Source organism: Micromonospora sp. NPDC047756, assembly GCF_055587245.1.
The window spans coordinates 557296-581877 of record NZ_JBVJGQ010000006.1; the positions used below are offsets into that span (position 1 = coordinate 557296).

Genomic DNA, 24582 nt, shown 5'->3' on the forward strand with positions numbered 1-24582 from the left:
GGTCACGGCACCGCCGCGACCAGGGCCGCCACACCACTGCGGTCGAGGGTCCCGTCGACCACCCACACCCGGTACCGGCCGTGCCGGCTCCCACCGGCCGGCACCACCGCCGGTCGGTCGAACGCGAACGCCACACAGACCCCCGGATACATCCCGGTCCGCGCAAACCATCTGTCGCCGCGGCCAAGACCCGCGAAGACCAGGGTGTACGCCCCGCCGCCCGACCGGACGCCGGTCAGCGCGAGCCACGGCGCCGCGCTGCCGTTGACCGTCTCCTCCCCGGCCGCGTCGGCGGTGAACACCGCCGGTTCGTCGTCGGCGGCGGCCCGCCAGAAGAACCCGCCGTAGCCGGCCCCGCCCGGGCGGCCGTTGGTGGCCGGGCTGCCCAGCCGGATTTCCCGGTCGTCCGGGGCGACGAGGACGGACTCCACGTCGAGGCGCCAGGCGTCCGGCGTGACCACCGACGCGGCGAGCCACCTCCGCTCGGTCAGCAGCACCCCGCCGGCCCGGTCACGCCACTGGAGATCGTGCGCGTAGCGGCCCGGGGACCGTTCGACCTCCCCGGTGTGCGCGATGACGCCATGGTCGTCGCGCCAGGTGTAGCCGATGTCGCGGACGTAGGTGCGCCCGCCCCAGAGGTTGCTGCCGTCGACGTCCTGGACGGCGAGGGACGCGCCGAGGTGCCACACGTGGTCGGCGGGGAGCGCGTCGGTGACCACCGTTCCGCCGAGGGTGCGCACCGGGTGCAGGTAGGGTCGCGGCCCGTGCCGCGCGTCGAGCGCCGGGTCGAGCACGTACTCGGCCACCTCGGCGGCCCCGACCGTCAGCCGCACCGGCTCCTCCGCCCCGGTCACGGCAGCTCCCCGCGCCCGCCGACGACGGCCGGGGCCGGTCGGCGGACGGTCGGGTCGGCTGGCCCCCGCTGGCCGGCGGTGGGGTGCGCCGAGACCGGCCGGCGGACGGTCACGGCGTGCAGGGCGGCCATGGTGTAGCCGGCGAGGATCGGCACCGCGACCGGGGTGACCAGGACGGTGAGCAGCCCGGCGAGCGCGACGACCCCGGTGAGCGCCGCCCAGCGGGTGGGCGCGTCGAGGCAGGCGCGGGCGGCGGAGCGGGCCGAGGCCCGCCACCGCCCGCCCCCGTTGCCGCCCACCTCGACGACGACCAGCCCGGCGTACCCGGTCAGGCCGGCCGCGACCAGCGCCGTCACCAGCAGCGCAGCCGGGCCGCCCGGCACCCGGCCGGTGGCCAGCGCGGCCAGGTCGGCGGCGAGCAGCGCGGCACCGGCGAGCGCGAGCAGGCTGATCGGCACACCGGGCAGCAGTGAGCGCCCGAACCGACGCACGGTCGTGCCCGCCGACGGCCAGCTGCCGGTACGCGTCCAGTCGTGCAGCGCCGCACTGGCCGTGCCGAGCGCCGCGGCGGCGCTGAGCAGGGGTGCCGCCGCGAGGGTCAGCAGGATGCCCAGCAGGGCCAGGTCGGCGGCGTCGCGGACCACGTCGCGCCAGTCCCGCCGCCCCTCGCTGTCGACGGGTTCAGCCCTTGATGCCACTGGTGTTGATCCCTTCGACGAGCATCCGCTGGAACGCGACGAAGAACAGGAAGACCGGCAGCAGCGACAGCACCGACATGGCGAACATCGGGCCGACCGCGCTCTGGCTGGTCGAGTCGATGAACAGGGTCAGCGCGACCGGGACGGTGTAGTCCTCCAGTTGGGACAGGAAGACCAGTTGGCGGAAGAAGTCGTTCCAGGTCCAGATGAACGAGAAGATCGCCGTGGTGACCAGCGCCGGGCGGCTCAGCGGCAGGATGATGTGCCGGAAGATGCCGAACGGGCCGGCACCGTCGATGCGGGCCGCCTCGTCCAGCTCCCGGGGTACGCCCCGCATGAACTGCACCATGAGGAAGACGAAGAACGCCTCGGTGGCCAGGAACTGCGGGATGAGCAGCGGCAGGTACGGCCAGTCGCCGCCGACCAGCCCGAGCGTGCGGAACAGGATGTACTGCGGCACGATCAACACGTGCTGCGGCAGCAGCAGCGTGCCGATCATGACGGCGAACCACATGCCGCGCAGCCGGAACCGCAGCCGGGCGAAGGCGTACGCGGCCAGCAGGCAGGAGAGCCCGTTGCCGATGACGGTGAGCAGGCTGACCATGGCGCTGTTGAGGAAGAACCGGCCGAAGCTGACGTCGAAGTTGGACCACCCGGCGGTGTAGTTGCCCGGGGTGAACCGTTCCGGCAGCAGCCCGACGTTGTTGACGATCTCCTCCTGGGACTTCAGCGAGGTGCCCACCATCCAGATCAGCGGGTAGAGCACCACGGCGACGATCGCCACCAGGATCAGCAGTCGCAGCACCGGCCGGCCGCCGGGGCGTCGGCGCACGTTCGGCGGCGCTGCGGTCGTCGGGGTCACCGCCACCATCACCGGTCCTCCCCGTCGGAGTAGTGCACCCAGAACCGTCCGGTGCTGAAGAAGATCGCGGTGATGACCGCGATGGCGAGCAGGAACACCCAGGCCATCGCCGAGGCGTAGCCCATGTTGAGGTCGGTGAAGCCGGTGATGTAGAGGTTCAGCGTGTACATCAGGGTGGAGTCGACCGGCCCGCCGGTGCCGTTGCTGAGCACGAACGCGGCGGTGAAGCCCTGGAAGCCGTTGATGGTCTCCAGCACCAGGTTGAAGAAGATGACCGGGGAGAGCATCGGCAGGGTGACGTTGCGGAACTGGCGGAACCGGCCGGCCCCGTCGACGGACGCGGCCTCGTACAGCTCGGTGGGCACCTGCTTGAGCCCGGCCAGAAAGATCACCATCGGTGCGCCGAACTGCCAGATGGCCAGCACCATCAGTGTTTCGAGGGCCCAGTCGGGGTCGTTGACCCACGGTTTGCCGGTGATGCCGAAGAGACTCAGCAGCGAGTTGAACGCGCCGTCGCGGTTGAACATGTTGACCCAGACGATGGCCAGCGCGACGCTGCCGCCGAGCAGGGACGGCAGGTAGAACAGCCCGCGGAACAACCCGACACCGCGCCAGGCGCGGTTGAGCAGCAGCGCCACGCCGAGCGCCGCGGCCAGCTTCAGCGGTACGGCGATCAACGCGAAGGTCAGCGTGACCCGCACCGCGTGCCAGTACGACGGGTCGGCGGTGAACATCCGTTCGTAGTTGGCCAACCCCACCCACTCCACCTCGGAGAAGGGGGTGAGGATGTCGTAGTTGGTGAAGCTCAGGTAGAGCGACAGCAGCATGGGGATCGCCGTGACACCCATCAGGCCGATGAGCCACGGCGACAGGAAGACGTACCCCGCCAGACCTTCGCTGTGCCGGATCCGTCCGGGCCCACGCCTCTGCGTGTGGGCCCGGACGGATCCGGGGCCGCGTCGGGTCGGGTCGGGCGCCGTGGTCAACGCCACGAACAGCTCCTCTCCTCGCCTCGACTAGCGGACGGTCAGGCGATGGCGGACTTGCACGCCTCGATGAACTGGGTGGCGGCCTCGGCGGGGGTGGCCCGGCCGTACTGCGCGTTCTCGGCGGCCTTGATCAGCTCGGACTTCACCTTGCTGTGCCCCTTGATCGGGACCTGCGGCGACTCGCCGAACTTCTGGGTCAGCTCCGCCTCGACGGCGATGGACTGCTTCATGGCCGGGTCGGTGGTGTCGTCGCTGACCACGCGGCGCAGGTCCAGGTTGGCCGGCAGACCACGGTCGGTACCGAGCAGCTTGACCGCTTCGACGTCGTTGTTCAGGAAGTTGATCACGTCGACCGCGACGTCCTTGTTCTTGCTGCCCTTGAACACCGACCAGTACATCGAGGCACGGGCCCACTGCGCGCTCGGGTCACCGGGGTAGGCGATCACGCCCAGTTCGTCCTTGGTGTTCTTCTTCAGGTCCGGCATCTGGTTGGCCCAGACCCAGGAGGTCGCCGACTTGCCGGTGACCACCAACTGCTTGGTGACGTCGCTGGAGTTGCCCTCGTGGATGACGTCGGCGCTCGGGGTGGCCTTGCGGTCCCGGGCGCCCTTCCACAGGTCGAACCACGCGGTCACGTCCTCGGCGGTGAAGCCCAGATCCTTGCCCTTGTAGAGGTCCTTGCCCTGCTGGCGCAGCCAGACCCAGAACGCCTTGTAGTCGGCGCTCGGGTCCTGGGTGCCGGGCACCTTGGTCTTCGCGGTGACCTGCTCGGCCCAGGCGATGTGCTGCTCCCAGCTCATCCCGGTGGTCGGCTCGGGCAGGTTGTGCTTCGTCAGCAGCGTCTTGTTGTAGACCAGACCCTGGGTGTTCTCCCCGGCCGCCAGGCCGGCGAGCTTGCCGTCGACGACGCCGTACTTCCACAGGCTCTCGGGGAACTTGGAGGTGTCCAGCTTCCCGGACTCCTGGTAAGAGGTCAGGTCGAGCGTGGTGTTGCGGGCCGCGTACTCGGCGAGGTAGTTGTCGTCGATCTGGAACAGGTCCGGCGGGTTGCCGCCGGCGGTGAGGGTGGCCAGCTTGTCGAAGTAGCCCTGGTTGGCCTGCCAGGTCTTCTCGAAGGTCACGTTCGGGTGCTTCTTGGTGTAGAGCGCCAGGGCGTCCTCGGTCAGTTTGGCCCGGGCGTCGCCGCCCCACCAGAAGATCGAGAGCTTCACCGGGGCGTTCGGGTCGGCGGCACCGCCGCCGTCGTCTCCGCAGGCGGCGGCGCCGAACATCAGCGGTGCGGCGACCGTCACGGCGAGCAGGCCACGCAGCAGGTGCCGCCGGGGCAGCGGGGTACGGTGGGCGCGCCCGACGGACGCGTCAGTGGTGGGGGGCGTTGCGGGGTGCATGTGCGCTCACTCCTCGGCATTAGGAGGCGACGGCGTCACCGGTGGCCGCAGTCGGGATGCCCGGGTCCGCAGGGCAATGCGGGCCCGGGCCACGTGGTGCGGCCAGGGGACGTGCCGGTCGGGCGTACGGGCCCGGGCCGGTCGAGTCGCGGATGACCAGGTCGGTCTGGAGCATTACCTGTGCGGTGGTACGACGGACGCCGAGCGCCGTGCCGGCACCGGACCCCCGCGCGCCGCGCGGTGATTCGATGTCCTGTTGCAGCAGCATGTCGACGGCCGTCCGGCCGGCGGCCCCGGTGGGTGTGGCCACCGTCGTCAGTTTGGGGCGGGTCAGCCGGCTCAGGGTGATGTCGTCGACCCCGACGACGCTCACCTCCTGCGGCACCCGGACCCCGAGCGCGTCCAGCCCCTCGATCAGGCCGATCGCCATCAGGTCGTTGTAGGCGAGCACTGCCGACACGCCGCTGCGTCGCACCTGCTCGGCGACGGCGGAGCCGCCGACCTCGGTGGGCGCGTTGGGGCCGAGGATGGTCAGCTCCGCGCCACCGGCGCGGGCGGCCGCGCCGGCGGCCCGGCGCATCTCCCGGTTGGTCCACGAGCTGCGTGGTCCACCGAGCAACGCGATGCCGCGGTGCCCCAGGCCGACCAGGTGCTCGATCGCCGACCGGGCGCCCTGCCCGACGTCCATCAGCACGCAGGGCAGGCCGGTCACCTGGCGGTTCACCACGACCAGTGGCACCTCGCGGCTGAGCTGCTCGATCAGGCTGTTGCTCATCCGAGGGCTGCACAGCAGCACGCCGTCCACCTGCTTCGCGAGGGCGTGGACCAACTCCTCCTCGGCGGTCGGGTCCTCGTTGGTGTCGGCCACGAAGACGTGGTAGTCGCGGTGCCGGGCCTGACTCTCCGCCGCCTTGATCAGCGGCGGGAAGAACGGGTTGGCGATGTCCGCGATGATCAGCCCGATGTTGTGCGTCCGCCCGGTGATCAGGGCCCGGGCGGCGCGGTTGGGCCGGTAGCCCAGGTCCTCCGCGCAGGCCAGCACCCGGACCCGGGTCTCCGGGTTGACCAGGTGTGGAGCGGAGAAGGTGCGGGAGACGGTGGAGATGTGCACACCGGACGCCCGGGCGACGTCCCGGATGGTGACTGGCACGGCGGCCCCTTCGTCCGATGTGGTGGCGGTCACGCAGGTGTGGCCCATTAATGCAAACGGTTGTGCCAGTGTCAACGGTCAATGATGTCGGCTTCGTTGCGCGCACACTCCCCTTGGTCATCTTCAACCCCCCAAATGTTGACAAATAACGCCGATCATGCCGCCCTCGTTGACGTGAACGCATCGATCGTGATTACTTCACTGCAAACCTTTGCAGGACCACGGGAGGCGACCGCATGTCACCGAACGCCGCCGGACGGGTCCGGTACGCCGTCGTGGGCACCGGCGCGCGAGCCGAGATGTTCGTCCGGGCGCTGGTGCTCGATCACGCCGACACCACCGAGCTGGTCGCCTTCGCCGACGTGAACCAGGCCCGGATGGACGCGCACAACCGCTGGCTCGGCGAGCTGGGGCACCGCCCGGTGCCCACGTACCCGGCGGGTGACTTCGCGGCGATGCTGAACGCCGAACGCGTGGACGCCGTCCTGGTCACCAGCGTGGACGTCACCCACGACGAGTACGTGGTGGCAGCCCTGCGCGCCGGCCGGGAGGTGGTCACCGAGAAGCCGATGACTGTGGACGCGGCCCGCTGCCGGCGGATCCTGGACGCGGTCACCGAGACCGGCGGGCGGGTGACGGTCGCCTTCAACTACCGCTACAACCCGCTGCACGAACAGGTTCGCCGGCTGCTGGCCGAGGGCGCGGTCGGCGAGATCGGCTCGGTGCACTTCGAGTGGCTGCTCGACGTCCGCCACGGCGCGGACTACTTCCGCCGCTGGCACCGCGACAAGGCCACCTCCGGCGGGCTGATGGTGCACAAGGCCAGCCACCACTTCGACCTGGTCAACTGGTGGCTGGCCGCCACGCCCGTCGAGGTGTACGCGGCCGGCCGACTCTTCTTCTACGGCGAGGACGGTCGCCGGCACGGCTACGCCCGCGACTACGACCGGGCGCACGGCTCCCCCGCCGCCGCCGACGACCCGTTCGCCCTGCGGCTGGACGCGCATCCCCGGCTGCGGGAGCTGTACCTCGACGCCGAGGCCGAGGACGGCTACCAGCGCGACCGCAACGTCTTCGCGCCCGGGGTGAGCATCGAGGACGACATGGCGGTGCTGGCCCGCTACTCCACCGGCGCCACCATGACCTACCACCTCACCGCGTACGCGCCCTGGGAGGGCTACCGGGTGATGGTCAACGGCAGCCGGGGCCGGCTGGAGCTGAACGTGGCCGAGAACGACTACGTCGACCGGGGCACCGCCGGCGCGGTCAAGGGCGCCGCCCTGCACGGTGCCGAGGCGCCGGCCGAGGGCGGCGGTGCGACGCTTACCCTGCGCCCGTTCTGGGCCCCGCCCCGGCAGATCCCGGTGCAGGGCCGCAGCCGGCACGGGCACGGCGGCGCGGACGCCCGGATGACCGGGGTGCTCCTCGGCGGTCAACCCGACCCGTTGGGCCGCGCCGCGACCGCCGACGACGGCGCGTTGGCCCTGCTCACCGGTCTGGCCGCCAACCGGTCCTTCGAGACCGGCCAACCCGTCCGCGTCGCCGACCTGCTCACCCCCCGCTGACACAGGAGACGAGGAGCCCCACTTCGTGCCCACGTTCGACCACACCGACCTGCTCCTGCCGCCCGAGCCGGGCCAGCGCGCGCTGGCCCGGGAGCTGTACGCCCTGGCGGCGCAGCAGCCCATCATCTCGCCGCACGGGCACGTCGACCCGGCCCTGCTGGCCGAGGACCGACCCTTCCCAGACCCGGCGCAGCTGCTCATCGTGCCCGACCACTACCTGACCCGGATGCTGCTCAGTCAGGGCGTACCCCCGGCGGATCTGGGGGTGCCCACCCGCGACGGCAGCCCGGTGGAGACCGACGGCCGGGTGATCTGGCGACGCTTCGCCGCGCACTGGCACCTGTTCCGGGGCACCCCGTCGCGACTCTGGCTGGAGCAGACCTTCCGCACCGTCTTCGGGGTGCACACCCCGCTTCGCCCGGACACCGCCGACGCCCTCTACGACGAGATCGCCGCCCGGCTCGCCGAGCCGGACTTCCGGCCCCGGGCGCTGTTCGAACGGTTCAACATCGAGGTCCTCGCGACCACCGAGTCCCCGCTGGACGACCTCGCGCAGCACGCCAAACTCACCGCCGACGGGTGGGGCGGGCCGGGCGGGCGGGTGGTCACCACGTTCCGACCGGACGACGTGGTGGACATGGAGTTCGAGGGCTGGTCGACCAACGTGGACCGTCTCGGTGACACCGCCGGCGAGGACACCGGCACCTACGCCGGCTACCTGGCCGCGCTGCGGGCCCGACGCGCCGCGTTCGTCGCCGCCGGCGCCACCTCCACCGACCACGGCCACCCCACCGCGCGCACCCTGGACCTGACCCCGGCCGAGGCCGAACGGCTCTACGACCGGGGCCGGCGCGGCGAGGCCGACGCCGCGGACGCGGAGGCGTTCCGGGCGCACATGCTCGTGGAGTTCGCCCGGATGTCGCTCGACGACGGGCTGGTCATGCAGCTGCACCCCGGCGCGGTGCGCAACCACAACCGGTGGTTGCACGCCCGGCACGGTCGCGACGTCGGCGGCGACATCCCGCAGGCCACCGAGTACGTGCACGCGCTCGCCCCGCTGCTGGAACGCTACGGCAACGACCCCCGGCTGCGACTGGTGCTCTACACCCTCGACGAGGACACCTTCACCCGCGAGCTGGCGCCCCTCGCGGGCGGGTACGCCGCGCTGCTGCTCGGCGCGCCCTGGTGGTTCCTGGACTCCCCGGAGGTGCTGCGCCGGTTCCGGGAGGCGGTGACCGAGAGCGCCGGCTTCTACAACACCAGCGGGTTCGTCGACGACACCCGGGCGTTCTGCTCCATCCCGGTACGCCACGACGTGGCCCGTCGGGTGGACGCCGGCTTCCTCGCCCGGCTCGTCGCCGAGCACCGGCTGCCGATGGACGAGGCCGCCGAGACCATCGTCGACCTGGCGTACCGGCTGCCCAAGCGGGTCTTCAACTTCGGAGGACAGCAGCGATGACCGTCACCATCACCTCCGTCGAGGTGCACGACGTGCGGTTCCCCACCGCCGCCCGGGGCGACGGCTCCGACGCGATCAACCGGGGCGACTACTCGGCGACGTACGTGGAGCTGGGCACCGACGCCGGCCCGACCGGCGCCGGGTTCACCTTCACCAACGGCCGGGGCAACGAGATCACCTGCGCGGCGGTGCGTGCCCTGGCCCACCACGTCCAGGGGCGCACCATCGAGGAGATCACGGCCGAGCCGGTGGCGTTCTGGCGCTCGCTCAGCGCCGACGTGCAGCTGCGCTGGCTGGGCCCGGAGAAGGGCGTCATCCACATGGCGACCGGTGCGCTGGTCAACGCGGTGTGGGACCTGCGGGCCACCCTGGCCGGCAAGCCGATGTGGCGTTTCCTCGCCGACCTGCCCACCGACGAGCTGGTGGCCAGCGTCGACTTCAAGCACATCACCGACGCGCTCACCCCGGACGAGGCCGCCGCCATCCTCGACAAGGGGCGCGACGGGCTGGCCGACCGGTTGGCCACCCTCGAACGTGACGGTTTCCCGTCGTACACCACATCGGTCGGTTGGCTCGGCTACCCCGACGACAAGGTGCGGGCGCTGACCCGGCAGGCGTACGCCGACGGCTGGCGGGCGATGAAGATGAAGGTCGGCGGCCCGCTCGCCGACGATCTGCGGCGGGCCCGGATCATCCGGGAGGAGATCGGCCCGGGCGCGCTGTTGATGATGGACGCCAACCAGGTCTGGGACGTCGACGAGGCGATCACCGCGATGGCGGCGCTGGCCGAGGTGGACCCGTACTGGATCGAGGAGCCCACCCACGCCGACGACATCCTCGGGCACGCCCGGATCGCCCGCGCGGTGGCCGAGTTGACCGGCGGGCGTTGCCGGGTGGCCACCGGTGAGGTGGCCGCCAACCGGGTGATCTTCAAGCAGTTGCTCCAGGCCGAGGCGATCGGGGTGATGCAGGTCGACGCCGCCCGGGTCGGCGGCGTCAACGAGGTCCTGGCCGAGTTGCTGCTGGCGGCGAAGTTCGGCGTGCCGGTCTGCCCGCACGCCGGCGGCGTGGGCCTCTGCGAGTACGTCCAGCACCTGGCGATCTTCGACTACCTGCGGGTGGGCACCGGTCTGGACGGTCGGATGATCGAGTACGTCGACCATCTGCACGAACACTTCGTCGATCCGGTGCGGACCCGCGGTGGCCGCTACCTGCTGCCCGAACGGCCCGGTTACAGCGCCACCATGAAACCCGCGTCGATCGCGGAGTTCCGCTTCCCGGACGGCCCGGCATGGCAGTGACCGTCGGGGCCTCCCGACTCGGCCTGGGGATGCTGCGCCGGCTGCCCGCCGAGGCCCGCCCGCTGATCCGGCCGGGCACCGTGCCGACCGGCGTCGTACACCTGGGGTTGGGCGCGTTCCACCGGGCCCACCAGGCCGTGTTCACCGAGGCGGCGGTCGGCGCGGCCGGGGGTGACTGGGGCATCGTGGCCGTCGCGCCGCGCAGCACCGCGGTGGTCGAGGCGATCGCCGCGCAGGACAACCTGTTCAGCGTCAGCGCCCTGTCTCCGGCCGGCAGCTCCACCCGGGTGGTGGGTGCCCTGAGCGGGGTCCGGCACGCGCCCAGCGACCCGGACGCCGTGGTGGCGTTGCTCGCCGACCCGGCGGTGCGCGTGGTGACCCTGACCGTCACCGAGAAGGCGTACCACCTCGACCCGGTGACCGGCCGGCTGTCCCCGGACTCGGCGCTCGCCGCGGACCTGGCCGGCGACCGAGCGCCGAGCACGGTGCCGGGGCTGCTGCTGCGCGGGCTGGCCGCCCGGGCCGCCGCGGACGCCGGGCCGGTGGCCCTGGTGAGCTGCGACAACCTGCCGGCCAACGGCCGTCGACTGCGCGGGATGCTCGACCAGGCGGTCGCCCGCGCCGACGGGGTGCCCGCCGGGCTCACCGAGTGGGTGGCCGGCAACGTCACCTGCCCGGGCACCATGGTGGACCGGATCGTGCCGGCCAGCACCCCGGAGACGATCGAGGCGGCCCGGCGGGCGCTCGGCGTGACCGACCTGGCCGCCGTGGCCGCCGAGCCGTACGCGCAGTGGGTGATCGAGGACGACTTCCCCGGTGGTCGGCCCGGCTGGGAGTTCGCCGGGGCGGTGCTCACCGACGACGCCGGTCCGTGGGAGCGGTTGAAGCTGCGCGCCCTCAACGGGGTGCACTCCGCCATCGCCTACCTCGGGGCGTTGGCCGGTCGGGAGACGATCGCCGACGCGTTGGAGATCCCGCACCTGCGTGACGTGCTGCGCCGGCTGATCGCCGAGGACGTGGCGGCCAGCTTCACGCCGCCGGACGGGATGCGGGTGGTCGACTACGGCGAGCAGGCCCTCGCCCGGTTCGGCAACCCGGCGATCCACCACCGCACCCTCCAGGTGGCGATCGACGGCTCCCAGAAACTGCCACAGCGTGTCCTGCACACCATCGCCGACCTGCGGGCGGCCGGGCGGTCCGCGCGCTGGGGCGCGCTGGTCGTGGCGTCCTGGTTGCGCTTCGCGCTGGGGTACGCCGACGACGGCCGGCCGTTGCCGTTCCAGGACCCACTGGCGGGGCCGATCCGGGCCGCCCTGGAGGCCGGGTCGCAGAGCCCGGCCGGCGCTGTCGACGCGGTCTTCGCGCTGCGCGACGTCATCCCGGTGGAGGTGGCCGAGGACGACGAGGTTCGCGCCGACGTGATCGCCTGGCTGACCGCGTTGGAGCGGCACGGCGTCGCGGCCACGCTGGCCGGTGCCCGGTGAGCGGGTCCGCCCGGGCCGGTCGGCGGTGAGCGGGGCCACCCCGCCGCCCCGGGTGGCGGTGATCGGGGCGAACGGGCACGGTCGCTGGCACCGGCGGGTGATCGCGCCCCTGCACGCCGCCGGTCGGCTGCGGTTGGTCGCCCTGGTCGACGTCCGACCGGTGGAGGACGACCCGGCCGCCCCGGTGCCGCCCGGGGTCGCGGTGTTCACCGACCACCGGACGATGCTCGCCGCCACCCGACCGGAGGTGGTGGTGATCTGCACGCCGCCGCACACCCATCTGGCGATCGCCCGCGACGCCCTGGCCACCGGCGCGGATCTGCTGCTGGAGAAGCCGCCGGTGCTGTCGCTGGCCGAGCACGAGGAGCTGACCTGGGCCCTCACCGCCGCCGGTCGGGTGGCCCAGGTCGGCTTCCAGGCGCTCGGCTCGGCGGCCTTGACCGCGCTGACCGACGCGCTGGCCGCCGGCCGCCTGGGCACTGTCACCGGCATCTCCACAGTGGCCGCCTGGCAACGGCCGGACGCCTACTACGCCCGCTCCCCCTGGGCCGGTCGACGGAGTCTGGACGGCCGGCCGGTGCTGGACGGCGCGCTCGTCAACCCGCTCGCGCACGCGGTGATGCAGTGCCTGGCGATCGCCGAGGCCCTCGCTGGGGCGGCGCCGTGGCCGGTCGCGATCGAGGTGGAACGCTACCGGGTCCGGCCGATCGAGGTGGAGGACACCGCCGTGCTGCGGGTCCGGTTCCGCGCCGGGCCGCCGGTGCTGGTGGCGGTGACCCTGGCCGCCGAGGAGTTCGTGGCGGGCGAGGTGGCGGTGACCGGTACGACGGGGCAGGCGGTGCTGGAGTACCCGACCGACCGGCTGCGCCTGCCCGGGGACGTGGTGACCCGCCGGGTGCCGGGGCGGCTGGGGCTGCTGGAGAACCTGCTCGCCCACCGGGTCGATCCGTCGGGCGTGCCCCTGATCGCGCCGCTGGCCCGTACCGCGCCGTTCACCGCGCTGCTGGACGCGTTGCGGCCCGCGCCGGAGCCCCGGCTGCTCGACGGCGAGTTGGTCAGCACCCTCGGCGAGGGCGGGGAGCGGGTCCGCCACCTGCGGGGCGTCGTCGACGTGTTGCGTCGGGCGGCCGAGCGGGGCGCGCTGCCGGGCGAGCTGGGGGTGCCGTGGGCGTCCGGCGCGTACCGCGCCGAGCTGGCGGGACAGACGAACAACCGACAGGTCCCCTGAACAGCGAACGGAGTGAGTCGATGCGCAGAGTCCTCGGCGGCGCCACGGTGGTCGCCCTTCTCCTCGGGGCCGCCCCGGCCGCCGCCGCTACCCGTGCGGACGTCCCGTCCGCCGACCGGCTCTCCCGGTTGGCCGACCACCTCGGCCGGCAGACGCTGCCCGAGCGCGACGGTTGGGCGGCCGACGGCCCCGGCACCACCGGCGGCTCGGCGGCCACCCCCGAACGGACCCGGGTGGTCCACAGCCGGGCGGAACTGGTCACCGCGCTGGGCGGCGACAACGCCGGCAACGCCGCCGACGCCACCGGAAAGCTCATCTACGTCGACGGCGTGATCGACGGCTTCGAGGGGCCCGACGACACGCCGTTGAGCTGCACCGATCTGGCCGATCCGGAATACCGGTTGGACGCCTACCTGGCCGCGTACAACCCGGCGGTGTGGGGGCGGGTGCCACCGAGCGGGCCGCTGGAGGAGGCCCGGGTGCGTTCGGTGGCCAACCAGACCCGGCAGACCCAGATCAACGTCGGGCCGAACACCACGATCGTCGGGCTGCGTGGCGCTCGACTGACCGGCCTCACCCTCATGATCGACCGGGCGTCGAACGTCATCGTCCGCAACCTGACCCTCGTCGACGCCCGGGACTGCTTCCCCGCCTGGTCGCCGACCGACGGCGAGGCCGGCAACTGGAACAGCCAGTACGACCAGATCTCGGTACGCCGCAGCGAGAACGTCTGGGTCGACCACAACACCTTCACCGACGGCGACAACCCGGACAGCGCCCAGCCGGTGTACTTCGGTCGGCCGTACCAGGTACACGACGGGTCGCTGGACGTCACGCACACCGCCAGCCTGGTCACCGCCTCCTGGAACCGCTTCACCGGTCGGGACAAGCTGCTGTTGATCGGCTCGTCCAACACGGTCGGCCCGGACGTGGGCCGGCTCCGGGTCACCCTGCACCACAACCTCTTCGACGGCGTCCTGCAACGGCTACCCCGGGTGCGGTTCGGTCAGGTCGACGTCTACAACAACCACTACCGACTCGGTGGGGACGACTTCCAGTACGCGCTCGGGGTCGGCGTCCAGTCGGCGATCTACGCGCAGAACAACTTCTTCACGATCGACGCGGCGGTCGACCCGGCGGACCTGCTCCACGACTGGGGCGGCACCGCGGTGACCGAGCGAGGCTCCTGGGTCCGCCAGGGCGGCGACCCGGCCCGACCGGTCGACCTGCTGGCGGCGTACAACGCGACCCATGACCCCGACCTGGCCTCGGACGCGGGCTGGACGCCCACCCTGCGCCGCGACCCCGTGCTGCCGGCGCCGCTGGTCCCCCTCCTGGTGGGCCCGCTCGCCGGCGCCGACCGGCTGCCGATCTGACGGTGCGGCGCGCCCGCGACTCGCGGTCGGGTCGACGACGTACGGGCTCATCGATCTGGTGAAGATCGGCTATAAGTGACGCATGGACTTCCCGCCGCACCTGGGCAGCATGCCGATGCACGCGATCACCGAGATCCACGGCGAACCGGGCCTGCTGGAGCGTTTCCGGTTGGAGGTCCAGCAGTTCGACGACGCCGCCCGGGCGCGGTTGACCGCCGCGCTCGACCTCGCCGCCGAACTGCACCGCGACGATCGACGCGTCCGCGAGCCGTACCTGAACCACCTGCTGCGGGTGGCGATCAGGCTGATGCACCACTACCAGGTGCGGGACGTGGACGTGATCGTCGCCGGTCTGTTGCACGACACCGTGGAGGACCATCCGGTCGAGCTGGCCGCCGGTGAGCCGGGCACCGACCCGACCGGGGCCGCGCTGGGCGTGCTCGCCGCGCGGTTCGGGCCTCGGGTGGCCACCCTGGTCGCCGCCGTCACCAATCCGGTGTACGACCCCGAGCGGGACCGCAACGCGCAGTACCGGGAGCACCTGGCGGTCAGTCTGGACCGGGAGCCCTGGGCCCGGGTGATCAAGGTGTCGGACTTCACCGACAACGGGGTCGGCGTGATCCACACGGTCGGGCCGAAGGTGATCTCGTCGGCCCGCAAGTACCGGCCGCTGGTGCCGCTGTTCCGGGACCTGATCGGCCGGCCGGACACCCCGTTGTCGCCCGCGGTGAAGCGGCACATCTTCGGCCAGCTGGACCTTGCCGAGGAACGGTTCAGCGCCATCCTCGACCAGCCCGCGTCGAACTGACAGCCGCCACCCCGCCCCACCCCGTCCTGCCCATCCCCCGCCCCGGGCCGCCTCGCCCCACGCGCAGCCTTTGCTCTGCACCCGCCGAGGCGACACGTACGGACGGTAGGCGTCGCCTCGGCGGGTGCAGAGCAAAGAACGCCTGAGGGACGTTGGACGGCGGATCGGGCTGGGCCGGAGGAGAGGGCAGAGCCAGCCCCAGGGCGGGGGCGGCGAGGGCAGAGCGGCTGGTGGCCCGGTCACCGGTCAGGAGGGCGTGGCCTCGGTGAGGACGACGCGCAACGGGTGCGGGGCGCTGGTGGCGAGGTCGCCGAGCACTGTGAACAGCAGGCCGTACTGATCGGTCGGCTCATCGGCGAGCAACTGGCCGGCGTCGGTGATCAGCACTGTGAGCGGGCCGGCGTCGAGCCGGTCCCGGAGCGCGTCGGAGAGGGCGTCCCAGGTGTTCCCCAGGTACGTCGGCAGGGCCAGCGCGGCGGCGAGCGCCGCGAACAGGTCGGCCCTGTTGCGGGCCCCCGCCCCGGCCAGGACCACCGCGCCGGGCACGTCGAGGGCGTCGCCCCGGCGGACGGTCAGCCAGTCGGGCATCCGATCCGCGTTCTCACCGACCATCATCTGCCTCCTGATCGGAGCTGGGCGACGACCTTACGGGGGGCCGACCGGCCTCGACCGGCCGGCCCCCAGGTCCTTCAGAGCCGGTAGAAGTCGGTGTAGTGATTGGGCGAGAACCAGGTGACACCGGTGCTGCGGTTCACCACGATCCGGTACGCGTCCCGAGCGGCGCCCTGGGTGCGCGGGTAGACGTCGTACTCCTGGTAGGTGGCGTTGGCGGGCAGTTGACCCTCGTAGTTGTAGAACTGGCCGCCGGCGAAGTTGGACTTCCCGCCGCTCCAGGAGTACCAGCCTCGGCTGGTCGGGAACCCCTTGGCAGACCAGCCCGAGCGGGCGGTGCGGGCGTCCGCGCAGCGGCTCATGGTGCAGGAGCTGTAGACCGCCGCCGAGGCCGGGTCGGTCAATCGGGGCGAGACCACGGACGGGCCGACCAGCACGGCGGCGACCAGGGCGAGGAGCAGGGCGAGGGTGGTGGTACGCCGGCGGATCGCGCCGAGCGTGGCCAGCGGGGACACGAGGGTGGACACAGGCTGCCTCCAGACCATCCAATCCATCGATCCGCGTGATTGTCGGACCGGACCCAGTCTCACCGCCGCCAGTCGACGGCAACACCCCTCGGCACCCCAACTGCTCCACAATGCTCGGTGAACCGCGGGCGATCAACTGTTTCAGCGCTCGTCCACGGTTGAACGCCACCCGACGCCCACGGCCTGGATCGTGTCGATATGCCGACCGCTCGGTGACGGCGTGGCGACGGACATATCGGTCATCGCTTGTTAGCGTGAAACGCGGATCCGTGACCGTGGAGGGGTGCCATGACGGACGCCCCCGACGGGAGGCCCAGGCCCGCGGACCAGTGGCGACACCGGGGCGTACGCGGGCTGACCATCGCCCGCGACGCCGGTGCGCGAGGCTGGCGGTGGTGGGCCCGTAGCTGGGACCGGCTGGTCGCCGCGCTCCAGGACGAGGCGCCCGTCGGCTCCGCAGCCGCGCCGTCGCCGTCCGGTCCACTCGTCGAACAACGCGACGCACCCCGACTGATCGCGGTCCCCGCACGCGGGTACGTGTACTCGTTCTACATCCGCGCCACGTTCGCCTGGTCGTCGACGGCGAGCCTGCGGGCCGAGGTGCTGAGCTGGTACGTGCAGTACTTCCAGCCGAACGCGATCCAGCGGCTGACCCGGCTGGCCGCCGACGCCGCCCGGGACCTGCCCCCACACCGGGCCGGAGACCTGGAGGTGGCGTTGCAGCAGGCGCTCGACGAGGATCCCCTGTGGCACTACCAACGGGGCGATATCACGCTCACCTGCCGCCCCGACGCCGCCGTACGACTCGACGAGCGGATCATGCCGGCGCTTCAGCCGCACGTCGACCGCCTCGTCAAGCTGGAATACCAGTTCGACGAGCAGATCCGGAAGGCCCGCTACGCCGAGGAGCTCAGCCGCCGGTGGACGGCCATCCTGGACGACCACACGGACGACGACGACCTGGCCGACGCTCGCGACCACCTGCTCACCGCGCACCGAGAAGCCGCCCGATGGATCGCCGAACTCCTCCACCGCCACGCCAATCCCGCACCAGAGCCCACACCGACCCCCCGGATCCCCCCACAACAGACCACCCCCACCCCCACCCCGCCCGCCTCACCCGCTCCGGCAGCTCCCGAGTAACTCCCCGCCCGCCACACCTCGCCCCGCCCGCCACACCTCGCCCCGCCCGCCACACCTCGCCCCGCCCTCATGATCAAGTGATGAAAAGTAGGTCCACCAGGTCTCCCAGACCTACTTTTCATCACTTGATCATGGGTTGGAGGGGGTGCGGTTGGCGAGAATGGCGAGGGTTTCCTGGCGGACCTGGTCCGGGTCCACAGTGAGGCGGCGGTGGCTGAAGCGGACGACGAGGATGCCGACCGTCGCCAGCAGGGCGTCGCGGCGGAGGTCGATCTCGCGTTCGGCCGGATCACCGTGGCTGGTCGCGCCGTCCAACTCGATGTTGACCCGTTCCGCCTCGGCGAACATGTCAAGGTAGATCGTCCGGGCACCGAGCCGTACCCGCGCCTGCCGGGTGAACCTCGGCATTCCCGGTCCGGTGAAGACGTGGTCGTGGCCCCAGATCTCCAACGGGCTGCGGCACCCGGCGGCGAGCCGGTCCAGCAAATCGCCGAGTGCCGCACGGTCGGGCATTCTCGGCACCTCGGCAAGGGCGGCGGCCAGGCGGCGCGGCGTGGTCATCCGATCGTTCACCGCACGGATGAGCACACCCGATCGCTCGATCGGCGGCAGCAGCGGCCAACAGTCCACCAGGGTCCGGTCGAGCCGTGTGACCGGCAGTCCTCCCCGTGTCACCACCTGCGGCGGCGCGACCGCGAACTCGGACCGGTGGGCGACGACCAAATGCGCCCGGTCACGCAGGCCTGACCCTCGCGGCAGGTCGAGATACACCGGCTCGCCCGGTGGTTGACGGCGGAGGCCCCACACGTCGAGCGCGGTCAGCCGGCTCAGCGCCCCACGCTCGTCGACGTACGCCAGCGCAGCGCGCCGGGCGACGTCCCGCTCGACCCGAGCCAACATCGGCAGGTCGACGTTGGGACTGCGGATCAGAGCGGTGTCGCCGTAGACCCCGGGCAGCAGTTGGATCAGCAGGTCCGCCCGGCGGGCGGTCTGGATCGTCCACGCCGGCGCCACCCGCAGCATGTCCCGTCGAGTGACCAGCCCGTCGCCGCGGACGAGGAGGGATCGAATCCGCGCATCCACCGGCTCACACTGGCGTGAAGCGCACCCCTCGCGTGGGCTGCTGTGGACAGCGGAGGCACCTGTGGACAGCCGCTCGGGTAGCGGCCGATTGTGGTAGACGCCCGTGTAGGCCCCTTAACCCAGCGCCCGGCCACTCCCAAGAAGCGGCCTCAACCCAGTCCAACAAGCCCCGCCCAGGCGAGGAACACACCGCCCCGGTACCGGCCTCTGCCTGCGGCGAAGTCGGGCTCCTTCACGTCAGCCGGCGAGCCACCTACGGCTCCCGCATCCAGGTCTTCGGGTCGGTCACGAAGATGCCCTTGCCCTGATGACGCCGGATGACACGCAGGGCTTCGAGTCGCACGTAGACCATCTGGATGGTGGACGTGCCGACCCGGTAGTCCGTTGCCATCTGCGAGATCGGCGGCAACTTGTCGTCAGGCTTGAGTCGCTTCGCCTTGACTCCAGCGATGATGTCATCGGCGATGCGGATGTAGTCAGGTGTTGTAGGCATAGCGCTCCTTGCGTGGCTCGCCAATTCGATCACGAACCGCCCAGGAACGACAACACTCAGTGGTTGACTTAAACGACTAAGTCGTTACTCTTGAGTCTGAGCTGCTCCTCGCGTGGCAACGAGTTCGGCTCATCCCCTGGTCGGGGCGGGTGCGTGTGCCCGTCCCGACCCTCCGGACTGCTCTGCTGTCGTACCGCTGAATGGGGCTGCGGCGGCGGAGCGGGCGGGTCGCCCGCGGCCCCCGAGCCGACGGCCCGCCCTTCCAGACCCACCACGAGGACGTTCCGCGCTCCCGCCTGCCCTCAGAAAGGACCGTCGTGGCACAGGTGTATCGAGGTGGCCAGCCCTACCCCGCCGGCCACCCCGGCCGGTTGACGCCGCACGAGGTGCGGACCCGCGCGTTCGCCGCGTGCCGGCGCGGCGTCGACCCCGATGAGGTACGCGAGTTCCAGGCCCGGTTGGCCGACGAGCTGGCCATGCTCAACGAGACGGTACGGCTGCTCAGCCAGGAGAACGACCGGATCAAGCGGGCGCTGCGCGACTGGCAGACCATGCACGCGCGGGAGTGCCGACCACCAAACACCGGTCACTGGTGACCGTGCGGCCCTCCCCCGGCGACCTGCTCACCATCGACGGCCGAGCGTCCGTGCAGTTCGCCGGGGATCGCGCGATGACCTTTCGTGTCGTGTCGGTCTGCGACCGGCCGACGTACCAGGGCTGGGTCTGGTTGACGGGCTACGTCCTCAACCGCCGAGGTGACGCGACCACCAAACGCGAGGTCTACGTCCAACTCGCCGGCCTCACGGCGTCCGGGCAATGGCATCAACCCGAGCCTCGCTCGGCGCGGCTATAACTGGATCAAGCCGCCTTGTAGACCGTGTCGAGGTGCCATTCGAGGAAGTCAGCACGCGGCCGGTCGTTGCGCCGTTCTGGCAAAGCGATCTGCTCCCCCGCCTTCGCATAGAACTGGTCACCGTTGCCGAACTCGCTGCGAAGCCGCGGACTGACCAGGAGACGGTGCTTCGGATCAACGCCGAGGTAGCCACGGTCGAAGAGGATGTGCACGTCGGACTTGAGCAACAGACCGTTGTCCAGCCGATGCTCGCCCCCGAGCGGGAGCGGGCGGATGTGCGCGGCCTGCAGCACGGGCTGGACCCTGTTCCCGGTGATCGCGCAACGCCGACCGTAGGCTCCCAGGACCACCGCCTTGAACGACTGCTGTCCGAGCCGTTGAGGCACCAGTCGCGGGTCTCCGTAGACGGGTCCGGGACGATGCCAGGGCCCGCTCAGGTCAACCGACGCTGTGATCCCGATCAGACGATGGATCAGCGGGTCGAAGTACGAGGCCGTGTCGGCGTCGGCCAGGTTGTAGGTCTTGCCCTGCACGACATTCGATGCGAACTCTGGCGGTGGACCGACGGTCGATTCGTCAGGAAAGAAGGTCACGTCCCGGACGAAGATGCAGCCGATGATCGGATCCTCCCCCTCACCGATCGCCTGCTTGCGGTAACGCCCGACGCTACGGCGCATCTCGTCGATGCTCGAGGCGCCATTGGCCTCGCCGAAGAGTTCCCACGCCTCGGAGATCCGTAGCTGTGTGAAGCCGCTGAAGAACCCGCCACCCACCACACGGTTCAGCGGAAAGTGTGCCTTGAACAGGAAGGGCTCGCCTGGCGTAAGAGCCCGAAAGGTACCGCCTGAGGGCCGCCAGAAGTTGACCTCGTTTAGCGCGGGCCGCTCCGCAAGGAAGCGGTACCACCTCTCGTCAGTCACCCCCACGAAGGCCTTCACAACGAACAGCGTGGATCAAGGAGGGCCTGAACGCCACCACCTGAACGGTCACCGGTCCGCGCGTAGCGGCGGCCGCTGTCCCCGGGACATCGCGATCGCGCCAGTGCGGCGGCGAGGCTGCCCGCCTGGGCCAGGTCACCAGCCCTTGCCCCGACGTTCTGCGTCAGTGCGACCCGCCTCCCGCGATGGACCCCGGCGCTGGCCTTCCCGTCCGGGCCCACATTTCCAGTGCGGTCCGGTCCACGAGAAAAATGTTGAGCTGCCGGGCTATCCGCCCGAACCCGCGTGCCACCCTTCCTGGTGTGGGACCTGACATACGGCACGAGGCACCTCCCCTTGTCGAGGAAGCCTCAGTGTCGCGGTAGCGTGCGACAAACCCCTGCACGGCCGTCGATGGTGTCCGGTACCCGTCAGTCGGCGTCCCATACGGCAGCGCCCGCAGCGAGCCCCCGGCACCGCCGCGCTCAGTTGGCGGGTACCTCCGGCATCGCGGTGGACCGGTCGACCAACGCCTGCCGCAGCGTCGCGGACTGCTCCACCGACCCCCCGCGCACCCCGAGACTGCGCCGGGCCGCCCGGTAGTACCCGTCGCGGGCCTCGTCGACGCGGATCAGCATTCCCGCCACGTCCGATGGCGGCTCGACGATGCCCCGGGCAAGCCGTTCGACCTGCCAGATCGCGTCCCGCCAGATGGCGGCGGCCGCAACGGTCGGCTCGTCGCCGAGCAGCAACAGACTCTCCCAGGCGATGGTGCGCCGGGCGTCCGCCTCAGCCAGCCGGACCAACCCTTCCTCGCGGTCAATGGGGTGGCTCCGCGAACCCGGCCGGTGGTCGGCGGTGAGTCGCAGCGCCACCGCGTGACTCTCCTTGAGGGCGTGCGCGTAGTCGACGTACGCGTCGAGCCGCCGCTCGTCCCAGCGGACGCTCTGGCTGCGACGCCATCGCGCGCGGTCGGCCAGGGAGGTGGCGAGGATGGTGCCCACGGTGCCAACCAGGACGCCGAGAAGCGCCGGAAGCTGCGTCAGAAGGTCGCTCACGCGCTAGAGGCTGCCAACCCCATGCAACGTCGGCGTGTTGAGTAGCTGAGCTGCCAGCCATCATCGGGATACCCGAGCCGTGGCTCAGGACGGGACGTCGCGGTGGCGGAAGGCGGCCACGCCGACGGCGAGCAGGGCCGCGGCGACCGCCGCCAGAAGCACCAGGGGAAGCGCCGCCGGGTCGACCGCAGGCACGGCCGGCACATGGGTGTACGGCGAGACGTTGAGCGCGGCCTGCGGCAGCTCCAGCACCGCGCCGAGCTGCCCGAGGAGCAGGAAGACCAGCAGCGCCGTCCAGGACAGCACCACCGACCAGCGGGGCAGCAGCCCGAAGATCGCGGTCACCACCCCGGCGATCACGAGCAGGGCGGGCAGACGCAGCAGCGCGGCACCGCCCAGCTCGATGGCCTCGCCGAGCGGGTTGCCGGTCACGATGCCGTAGCCGAGGCCGGTGGTCACGCCGGCGAGGAGCAGCAGGGCGACCGCGCCGAGCGTCGCGGCGAGCACCTGGGTGCCGAGCCAGCGGGTACGGCTGACCGCCGTGGCGAGGGCGGCCTCCAGCACCCCGTCGGCTTCGTCGCCGCGTACGCGCAGCAGGGCCTGCACGACGTACGCGCCGATGGTCAGGGCGAAGAGCCCGAGCATCGCGGCCAGGTACGCGTTGATCAGGTCGGCTCCGCCACCCATCGCGTTGATCGCTTCGGCGGCGGCCGGGTTCGCGTCGATCATGTCGTTGAACTCGTCGGCGGCGACGCCCATGGAGAGGCCGAGCACGGCCACCCCGACCGCCCAGCCGAGCAGCGTGCCGCGCTGCGTCCGCCAGGCCAACCCGGCGGGACTGAGCAGCCGTGGCGCTCCGGTGGCCGGGCCGCGTCGGGGGGCGATCAGCCCGGCACCCTGGTCGCGTCGCTCGGCGAGGGCGTACGCCAGCGCCACTCCGGCGAGCAGCAGCGCGACAGGTAGGGCGAGCACCCACCAGCGTTCCCCGTCGAAGGCTCGTACCTGGTTGCCCCAGCCGAGTGGGGAGATCCACGACGGCCAGGCGCTGCGCACGCGGGTGCCGTCGGCGCTCTGTGCGCCGAGCACGTCGCCGGCGGCGCGCAGCACGAAGGACAGCCCGACGGTGGCGGCGGCGAGCGCGTTGGCGCCGCGTGAGGTGACGGAGAGTTGGGCGGTGACGGCGGCGATCGCGGTGAAGGCGACCCCGACGCCGCCGATCGCGGCCGCTGCGGCGACGGAGCCGGCGAGCGGCAGACCGCCGCCGACCAGCGCGACCGCGAGCAGCACGGCGGCCAGGGTGTTCGCCGCGACGATGACGAGCAGCGCGGCGGTGAGCGGCGCGTACCGGCCGACCACGTTGGCGCCGAGCAGTTCGGCCCGGCCGGTCTCCTCGTTCTGGCGGGTGTGCCGGGTCACCGCGAAGGTGCTCAGCAGCGCGACGATCAGGGCCAGTGTCACGTACGTCTCGGCGACGACCACGGCACCGAGGTCGGTGCCGTGGATGGGGCCGTTGAAGGCGCGGGCGACCAGACTGGACGCCGAGGTGGTGGCGTAGCCCAGCCGGGCCTCCTGGTCCGGGTAGATGCCGGCGACGCTGCCGGCGAGGGCGTAGCCGAGCAGGGGCGTGCCGAGGATCCAGATGGCGAGGCGGATCCGGTCGCGGCGCAGCACGAGCCGGGCCAGCCGGGTCGTGCCGGTGAGGGCGCTCATCGGGCGCCAGCCGACCCGGCACGGACGGCGGGGCCGTCGGCCGACGTGGCAGCGGCGGCCGGGTCGTCGCCGTAGTGGCGCAGGAAGAGCTGCTCCAGGGTGGGTGGTGTGCTGGTCAGCGCACGGACGCCGAAGCGGATGAGCTGGCCGAGCAGCTCGTCGAGGTGGGCGGGCTCGACCTCCAGGTGGGTACGCCCGTCGACCTCGTGCACGTCGTGCACGCCGGGCAGCGCGTCCAGGCCGGTGACCGGGCGGGCGGTCTCGACGGTCACCGCCGTGCGGGTGAGGTGGCGCAGCTCGGTGAGGGTGCCGGATTCGACGGTTCGGCCTTCGCGGATGATGCTGACCCGGTCGCAGAGCGCTTCGACCTCGGCGAGCACGTGGCTGGAGAGCAGCACCGTGGCGCCGGCCTGCTTGACCCGCCGGACCTCGTCCTGGAACACCGCCTCCATGAGGGGGTCGAGGCCGGAGGTCGGCTCGTCGAGCACGTACAGCTCCACCGGGGAGGAGAAGGCGGCGACGATGGCGACCTTCTGCCGGTTGCCTTTCGAGTACGTGCGGCAACGGCGGGTCGGGTCCAGGTCGAAGCGGTGCAGCAGTTCGTCGCGGCGACGCCGGTCGAGGCCGCCGCGGAGTTGACCGAGCAGGTCGATGGCTTCCCCGCCGGTGAGGTTGGGCCAGAGGTTGACGTCACCCGGCACGTACGCCAGCCGGCGGTGCAGGCGGACCGCGTCGCGCCACGGGTCGGCGCCGAGCACCTGGGCGTCGCCGGAGTCGCGGCGGAGCAGCCCGAGCAGGATCCGGATGGTGGTGGACTTTCCGGAGCCGTTGGGCCCGAGGAAGCCGTGCACCTCCCCCTGCTCGACGCGCAGGTCCAGCCCGTCGAGTGCCCGGATGGCGCCGAACGTCTTGACCAGGTTGTCGATCGAGATGACGGGCATGGCCCCTCCTGCCGTTGGTTACGTCGACCACCACCACTGTACTGACCACTGGTCAGTCGAATCAACGGTGATGATGCCCACCG

24 protein-coding genes are annotated in these 24582 nt (G+C 71.7%); 10 read left to right on the forward strand and 14 right to left on the reverse strand.

Annotated elements, in window-relative coordinates; translation table 11 throughout:
- Nucleotides 1-2 precede the first annotated feature (2 nt).
- The 6 genes from ACZ6NZ_RS22685 to ACZ6NZ_RS22710 are packed head-to-tail and all read right to left on the reverse strand — an operon-like array spanning nucleotide 3 to nucleotide 5941.
- On the reverse strand, nucleotides 3-854 hold the full coding sequence (locus tag ACZ6NZ_RS22685) for a DUF6807 domain-containing protein (protein WP_465860016.1): 852 nt from the start codon (nucleotides 852-854) through the stop codon (nucleotides 3-5).
- Nucleotides 851-1552 (reverse strand): hypothetical protein, encoded by a 702-nt coding sequence (locus ACZ6NZ_RS22690; RefSeq protein ID WP_465860017.1) that lies wholly within the window; start codon nucleotides 1550-1552, stop codon nucleotides 851-853. The genes ACZ6NZ_RS22685 and ACZ6NZ_RS22690 overlap by 4 nt, the downstream gene beginning before the upstream one ends.
- Nucleotides 1536-2423 carry a carbohydrate ABC transporter permease gene (locus tag ACZ6NZ_RS22695; protein ID WP_357230038.1) on the reverse strand — a complete coding sequence of 296 codons (888 nt, stop codon included), beginning with the start codon at nucleotides 2421-2423 and terminating at the stop codon, nucleotides 1536-1538. The genes ACZ6NZ_RS22690 and ACZ6NZ_RS22695 overlap by 17 nt, the downstream gene beginning before the upstream one ends.
- On the reverse strand, nucleotides 2423-3406 hold the full coding sequence (locus tag ACZ6NZ_RS22700; protein ID WP_366606744.1) for a carbohydrate ABC transporter permease: 984 nt from the start codon (nucleotides 3404-3406) through the stop codon (nucleotides 2423-2425). Before ACZ6NZ_RS22700 ends, ACZ6NZ_RS22695 begins: the two co-directional genes overlap by 1 nt.
- A gap of 35 nt (nucleotides 3407-3441) precedes the next feature.
- Nucleotides 3442-4791, reverse strand: coding sequence for an ABC transporter substrate-binding protein (locus ACZ6NZ_RS22705; protein ID WP_465860018.1), 1350 nt, complete (start codon nucleotides 4789-4791; stop codon nucleotides 3442-3444).
- Between the two features lie 19 nt (nucleotides 4792-4810).
- The gene (locus tag ACZ6NZ_RS22710) at nucleotides 4811-5941 is read right to left on the reverse strand and encodes a LacI family DNA-binding transcriptional regulator (RefSeq protein ID WP_366606741.1); all 1131 of its coding nucleotides are present in this window, start codon (nucleotides 5939-5941) and stop codon (nucleotides 4811-4813) included.
- A 236-nt stretch (nucleotides 5942-6177) separates the two neighbouring features.
- On the opposite strand from ACZ6NZ_RS22710, the gene ACZ6NZ_RS22715 reads away from it, so the two are divergent.
- From ACZ6NZ_RS22715 to ACZ6NZ_RS22745, 7 genes are all read left to right on the forward strand, one after another.
- A complete protein-coding gene (locus ACZ6NZ_RS22715; RefSeq protein ID WP_465860019.1) occupies nucleotides 6178-7506 on the forward strand; it encodes a Gfo/Idh/MocA family protein in 1329 nt (442 codons plus the stop codon).
- Between the two features lie 25 nt (nucleotides 7507-7531).
- Nucleotides 7532-8965 (forward strand): glucuronate isomerase, encoded by a 1434-nt coding sequence (gene uxaC / locus ACZ6NZ_RS22720; RefSeq protein WP_465860020.1) that lies wholly within the window; start codon nucleotides 7532-7534, stop codon nucleotides 8963-8965.
- Entirely contained in the window at nucleotides 8962-10266 is a 1305-nt protein-coding gene (locus ACZ6NZ_RS22725; protein ID WP_465860021.1) for an enolase C-terminal domain-like protein, read from the forward strand. Before uxaC ends, ACZ6NZ_RS22725 begins: the two co-directional genes overlap by 4 nt.
- Nucleotides 10257-11750 carry a mannitol dehydrogenase family protein gene (locus ACZ6NZ_RS22730; RefSeq protein ID WP_465860022.1) on the forward strand — a complete coding sequence of 498 codons (1494 nt, stop codon included), beginning with the start codon at nucleotides 10257-10259 and terminating at the stop codon, nucleotides 11748-11750. Before ACZ6NZ_RS22725 ends, ACZ6NZ_RS22730 begins: the two co-directional genes overlap by 10 nt.
- A complete protein-coding gene (locus ACZ6NZ_RS22735; RefSeq protein WP_465860023.1) occupies nucleotides 11740-12978 on the forward strand; it encodes a Gfo/Idh/MocA family protein in 1239 nt (412 codons plus the stop codon). Before ACZ6NZ_RS22730 ends, ACZ6NZ_RS22735 begins: the two co-directional genes overlap by 11 nt.
- 20 nt (nucleotides 12979-12998) lie before the next feature.
- Entirely contained in the window at nucleotides 12999-14354 is a 1356-nt protein-coding gene (locus tag ACZ6NZ_RS22740) for a pectate lyase family protein (RefSeq protein WP_465860024.1), read from the forward strand.
- An 82-nt stretch (nucleotides 14355-14436) separates the two neighbouring features.
- A complete protein-coding gene (locus ACZ6NZ_RS22745; RefSeq protein WP_366606728.1) occupies nucleotides 14437-15162 on the forward strand; it encodes an HD domain-containing protein in 726 nt (241 codons plus the stop codon).
- A 246-nt stretch (nucleotides 15163-15408) separates the two neighbouring features.
- Here ACZ6NZ_RS22745 and ACZ6NZ_RS22750 read toward each other — a convergent pair whose 3' ends face one another.
- Together ACZ6NZ_RS22750 and ACZ6NZ_RS22755 are read right to left on the reverse strand one after the other, a co-directional pair.
- Nucleotides 15409-15774, reverse strand: coding sequence for a barstar family protein (locus ACZ6NZ_RS22750; protein ID WP_465860025.1), 366 nt, complete (start codon nucleotides 15772-15774; stop codon nucleotides 15409-15411).
- Nucleotides 15775-15851: 77 nt separating this feature from the next.
- Nucleotides 15852-16289 carry a ribonuclease domain-containing protein gene (locus tag ACZ6NZ_RS22755; RefSeq protein WP_465860128.1) on the reverse strand — a complete coding sequence of 146 codons (438 nt, stop codon included), beginning with the start codon at nucleotides 16287-16289 and terminating at the stop codon, nucleotides 15852-15854.
- 300 nt (nucleotides 16290-16589) lie between these two features.
- Here ACZ6NZ_RS22755 and ACZ6NZ_RS22760 point away from each other — a divergent pair, with 300 nt between their 5' ends.
- Complete coding sequence (locus tag ACZ6NZ_RS22760) at nucleotides 16590-17444, forward strand: hypothetical protein (RefSeq protein ID WP_465860026.1); 855 nt, start codon at nucleotides 16590-16592, stop codon at nucleotides 17442-17444.
- A gap of 129 nt (nucleotides 17445-17573) precedes the next feature.
- On the opposite strand, the gene ACZ6NZ_RS22765 is transcribed toward ACZ6NZ_RS22760, so the two are convergent.
- Together ACZ6NZ_RS22765 and ACZ6NZ_RS22770 are read right to left on the reverse strand one after the other, a co-directional pair.
- Nucleotides 17574-18527 carry a DUF559 domain-containing protein gene (locus ACZ6NZ_RS22765; protein ID WP_465860027.1) on the reverse strand — a complete coding sequence of 318 codons (954 nt, stop codon included), beginning with the start codon at nucleotides 18525-18527 and terminating at the stop codon, nucleotides 17574-17576.
- A gap of 253 nt (nucleotides 18528-18780) precedes the next feature.
- Nucleotides 18781-19020, reverse strand: coding sequence for a winged helix-turn-helix domain-containing protein (locus ACZ6NZ_RS22770; RefSeq protein WP_465860028.1), 240 nt, complete (start codon nucleotides 19018-19020; stop codon nucleotides 18781-18783).
- A gap of 317 nt (nucleotides 19021-19337) precedes the next feature.
- Here ACZ6NZ_RS22770 and ACZ6NZ_RS22775 point away from each other — a divergent pair, with 317 nt between their 5' ends.
- Together ACZ6NZ_RS22775 and ACZ6NZ_RS22780 are read left to right on the forward strand one after the other, a co-directional pair.
- Complete coding sequence (locus ACZ6NZ_RS22775) at nucleotides 19338-19616, forward strand: DivIVA domain-containing protein (protein ID WP_465860029.1); 279 nt, start codon at nucleotides 19338-19340, stop codon at nucleotides 19614-19616.
- Complete coding sequence (locus tag ACZ6NZ_RS22780) at nucleotides 19613-19873, forward strand: hypothetical protein (RefSeq protein ID WP_465860030.1); 261 nt, start codon at nucleotides 19613-19615, stop codon at nucleotides 19871-19873. Before ACZ6NZ_RS22775 ends, ACZ6NZ_RS22780 begins: the two co-directional genes overlap by 4 nt.
- Nucleotides 19874-19878: 5 nt before the next feature.
- Here the strand turns inward: ACZ6NZ_RS22780 and ACZ6NZ_RS22785 are convergent, their stop codons facing one another.
- From ACZ6NZ_RS22785 to ACZ6NZ_RS22800, 4 genes are all read right to left on the reverse strand, one after another.
- Entirely contained in the window at nucleotides 19879-20811 is a 933-nt protein-coding gene (locus ACZ6NZ_RS22785; protein WP_465860031.1) for an HNH endonuclease, read from the reverse strand.
- Nucleotides 20812-21275: 464 nt separating this feature from the next.
- A complete protein-coding gene (locus tag ACZ6NZ_RS22790; protein WP_465860032.1) occupies nucleotides 21276-21848 on the reverse strand; it encodes a hypothetical protein in 573 nt (190 codons plus the stop codon).
- 84 nt (nucleotides 21849-21932) lie between these two features.
- Nucleotides 21933-23558 (reverse strand): ABC transporter permease, encoded by a 1626-nt coding sequence (locus tag ACZ6NZ_RS22795; RefSeq protein ID WP_465860033.1) that lies wholly within the window; start codon nucleotides 23556-23558, stop codon nucleotides 21933-21935.
- Nucleotides 23555-24499, reverse strand: coding sequence for an ABC transporter ATP-binding protein (locus tag ACZ6NZ_RS22800; RefSeq protein WP_465860034.1), 945 nt, complete (start codon nucleotides 24497-24499; stop codon nucleotides 23555-23557). Before ACZ6NZ_RS22800 ends, ACZ6NZ_RS22795 begins: the two co-directional genes overlap by 4 nt.
- Nucleotides 24500-24582 lie beyond the last annotated feature (83 nt).

Coding starts and splice junctions, on each gene's coding strand:
- ACZ6NZ_RS22730 (WP_465860022.1), top strand. CDS start 10,257: ATGGCAGTGACCGTCGGGGCCTCCCGACTCGGCCTGGGGATGCTGCGC.
- ACZ6NZ_RS22770 (WP_465860028.1), bottom strand. CDS start 19,020: ATGCCTACAACACCTGACTACATCCGCATCGCCGATGACATCATCGCT.
- ACZ6NZ_RS22750 (WP_465860025.1), bottom strand. CDS start 15,774: ATGGTCGGTGAGAACGCGGATCGGATGCCCGACTGGCTGACCGTCCGC.
- ACZ6NZ_RS22740 (WP_465860024.1), top strand. CDS start 12,999: ATGCGCAGAGTCCTCGGCGGCGCCACGGTGGTCGCCCTTCTCCTCGGG.
- ACZ6NZ_RS22715 (WP_465860019.1), top strand. CDS start 6,178: ATGTCACCGAACGCCGCCGGACGGGTCCGGTACGCCGTCGTGGGCACC.
- ACZ6NZ_RS22745 (WP_366606728.1), top strand. CDS start 14,437: ATGGACTTCCCGCCGCACCTGGGCAGCATGCCGATGCACGCGATCACC.
- ACZ6NZ_RS22725 (WP_465860021.1), top strand. CDS start 8,962: ATGACCGTCACCATCACCTCCGTCGAGGTGCACGACGTGCGGTTCCCC.
- ACZ6NZ_RS22705 (WP_465860018.1), bottom strand. CDS start 4,791: ATGCACCCCGCAACGCCCCCCACCACTGACGCGTCCGTCGGGCGCGCC.
- ACZ6NZ_RS22795 (WP_465860033.1), bottom strand. CDS start 23,558: ATGAGCGCCCTCACCGGCACGACCCGGCTGGCCCGGCTCGTGCTGCGC.
- ACZ6NZ_RS22695 (WP_357230038.1), bottom strand. CDS start 2,423: ATGGTGGCGGTGACCCCGACGACCGCAGCGCCGCCGAACGTGCGCCGA.
- ACZ6NZ_RS22800 (WP_465860034.1), bottom strand. CDS start 24,499: ATGCCCGTCATCTCGATCGACAACCTGGTCAAGACGTTCGGCGCCATC.
- ACZ6NZ_RS22760 (WP_465860026.1), top strand. CDS start 16,590: ATGACGGACGCCCCCGACGGGAGGCCCAGGCCCGCGGACCAGTGGCGA.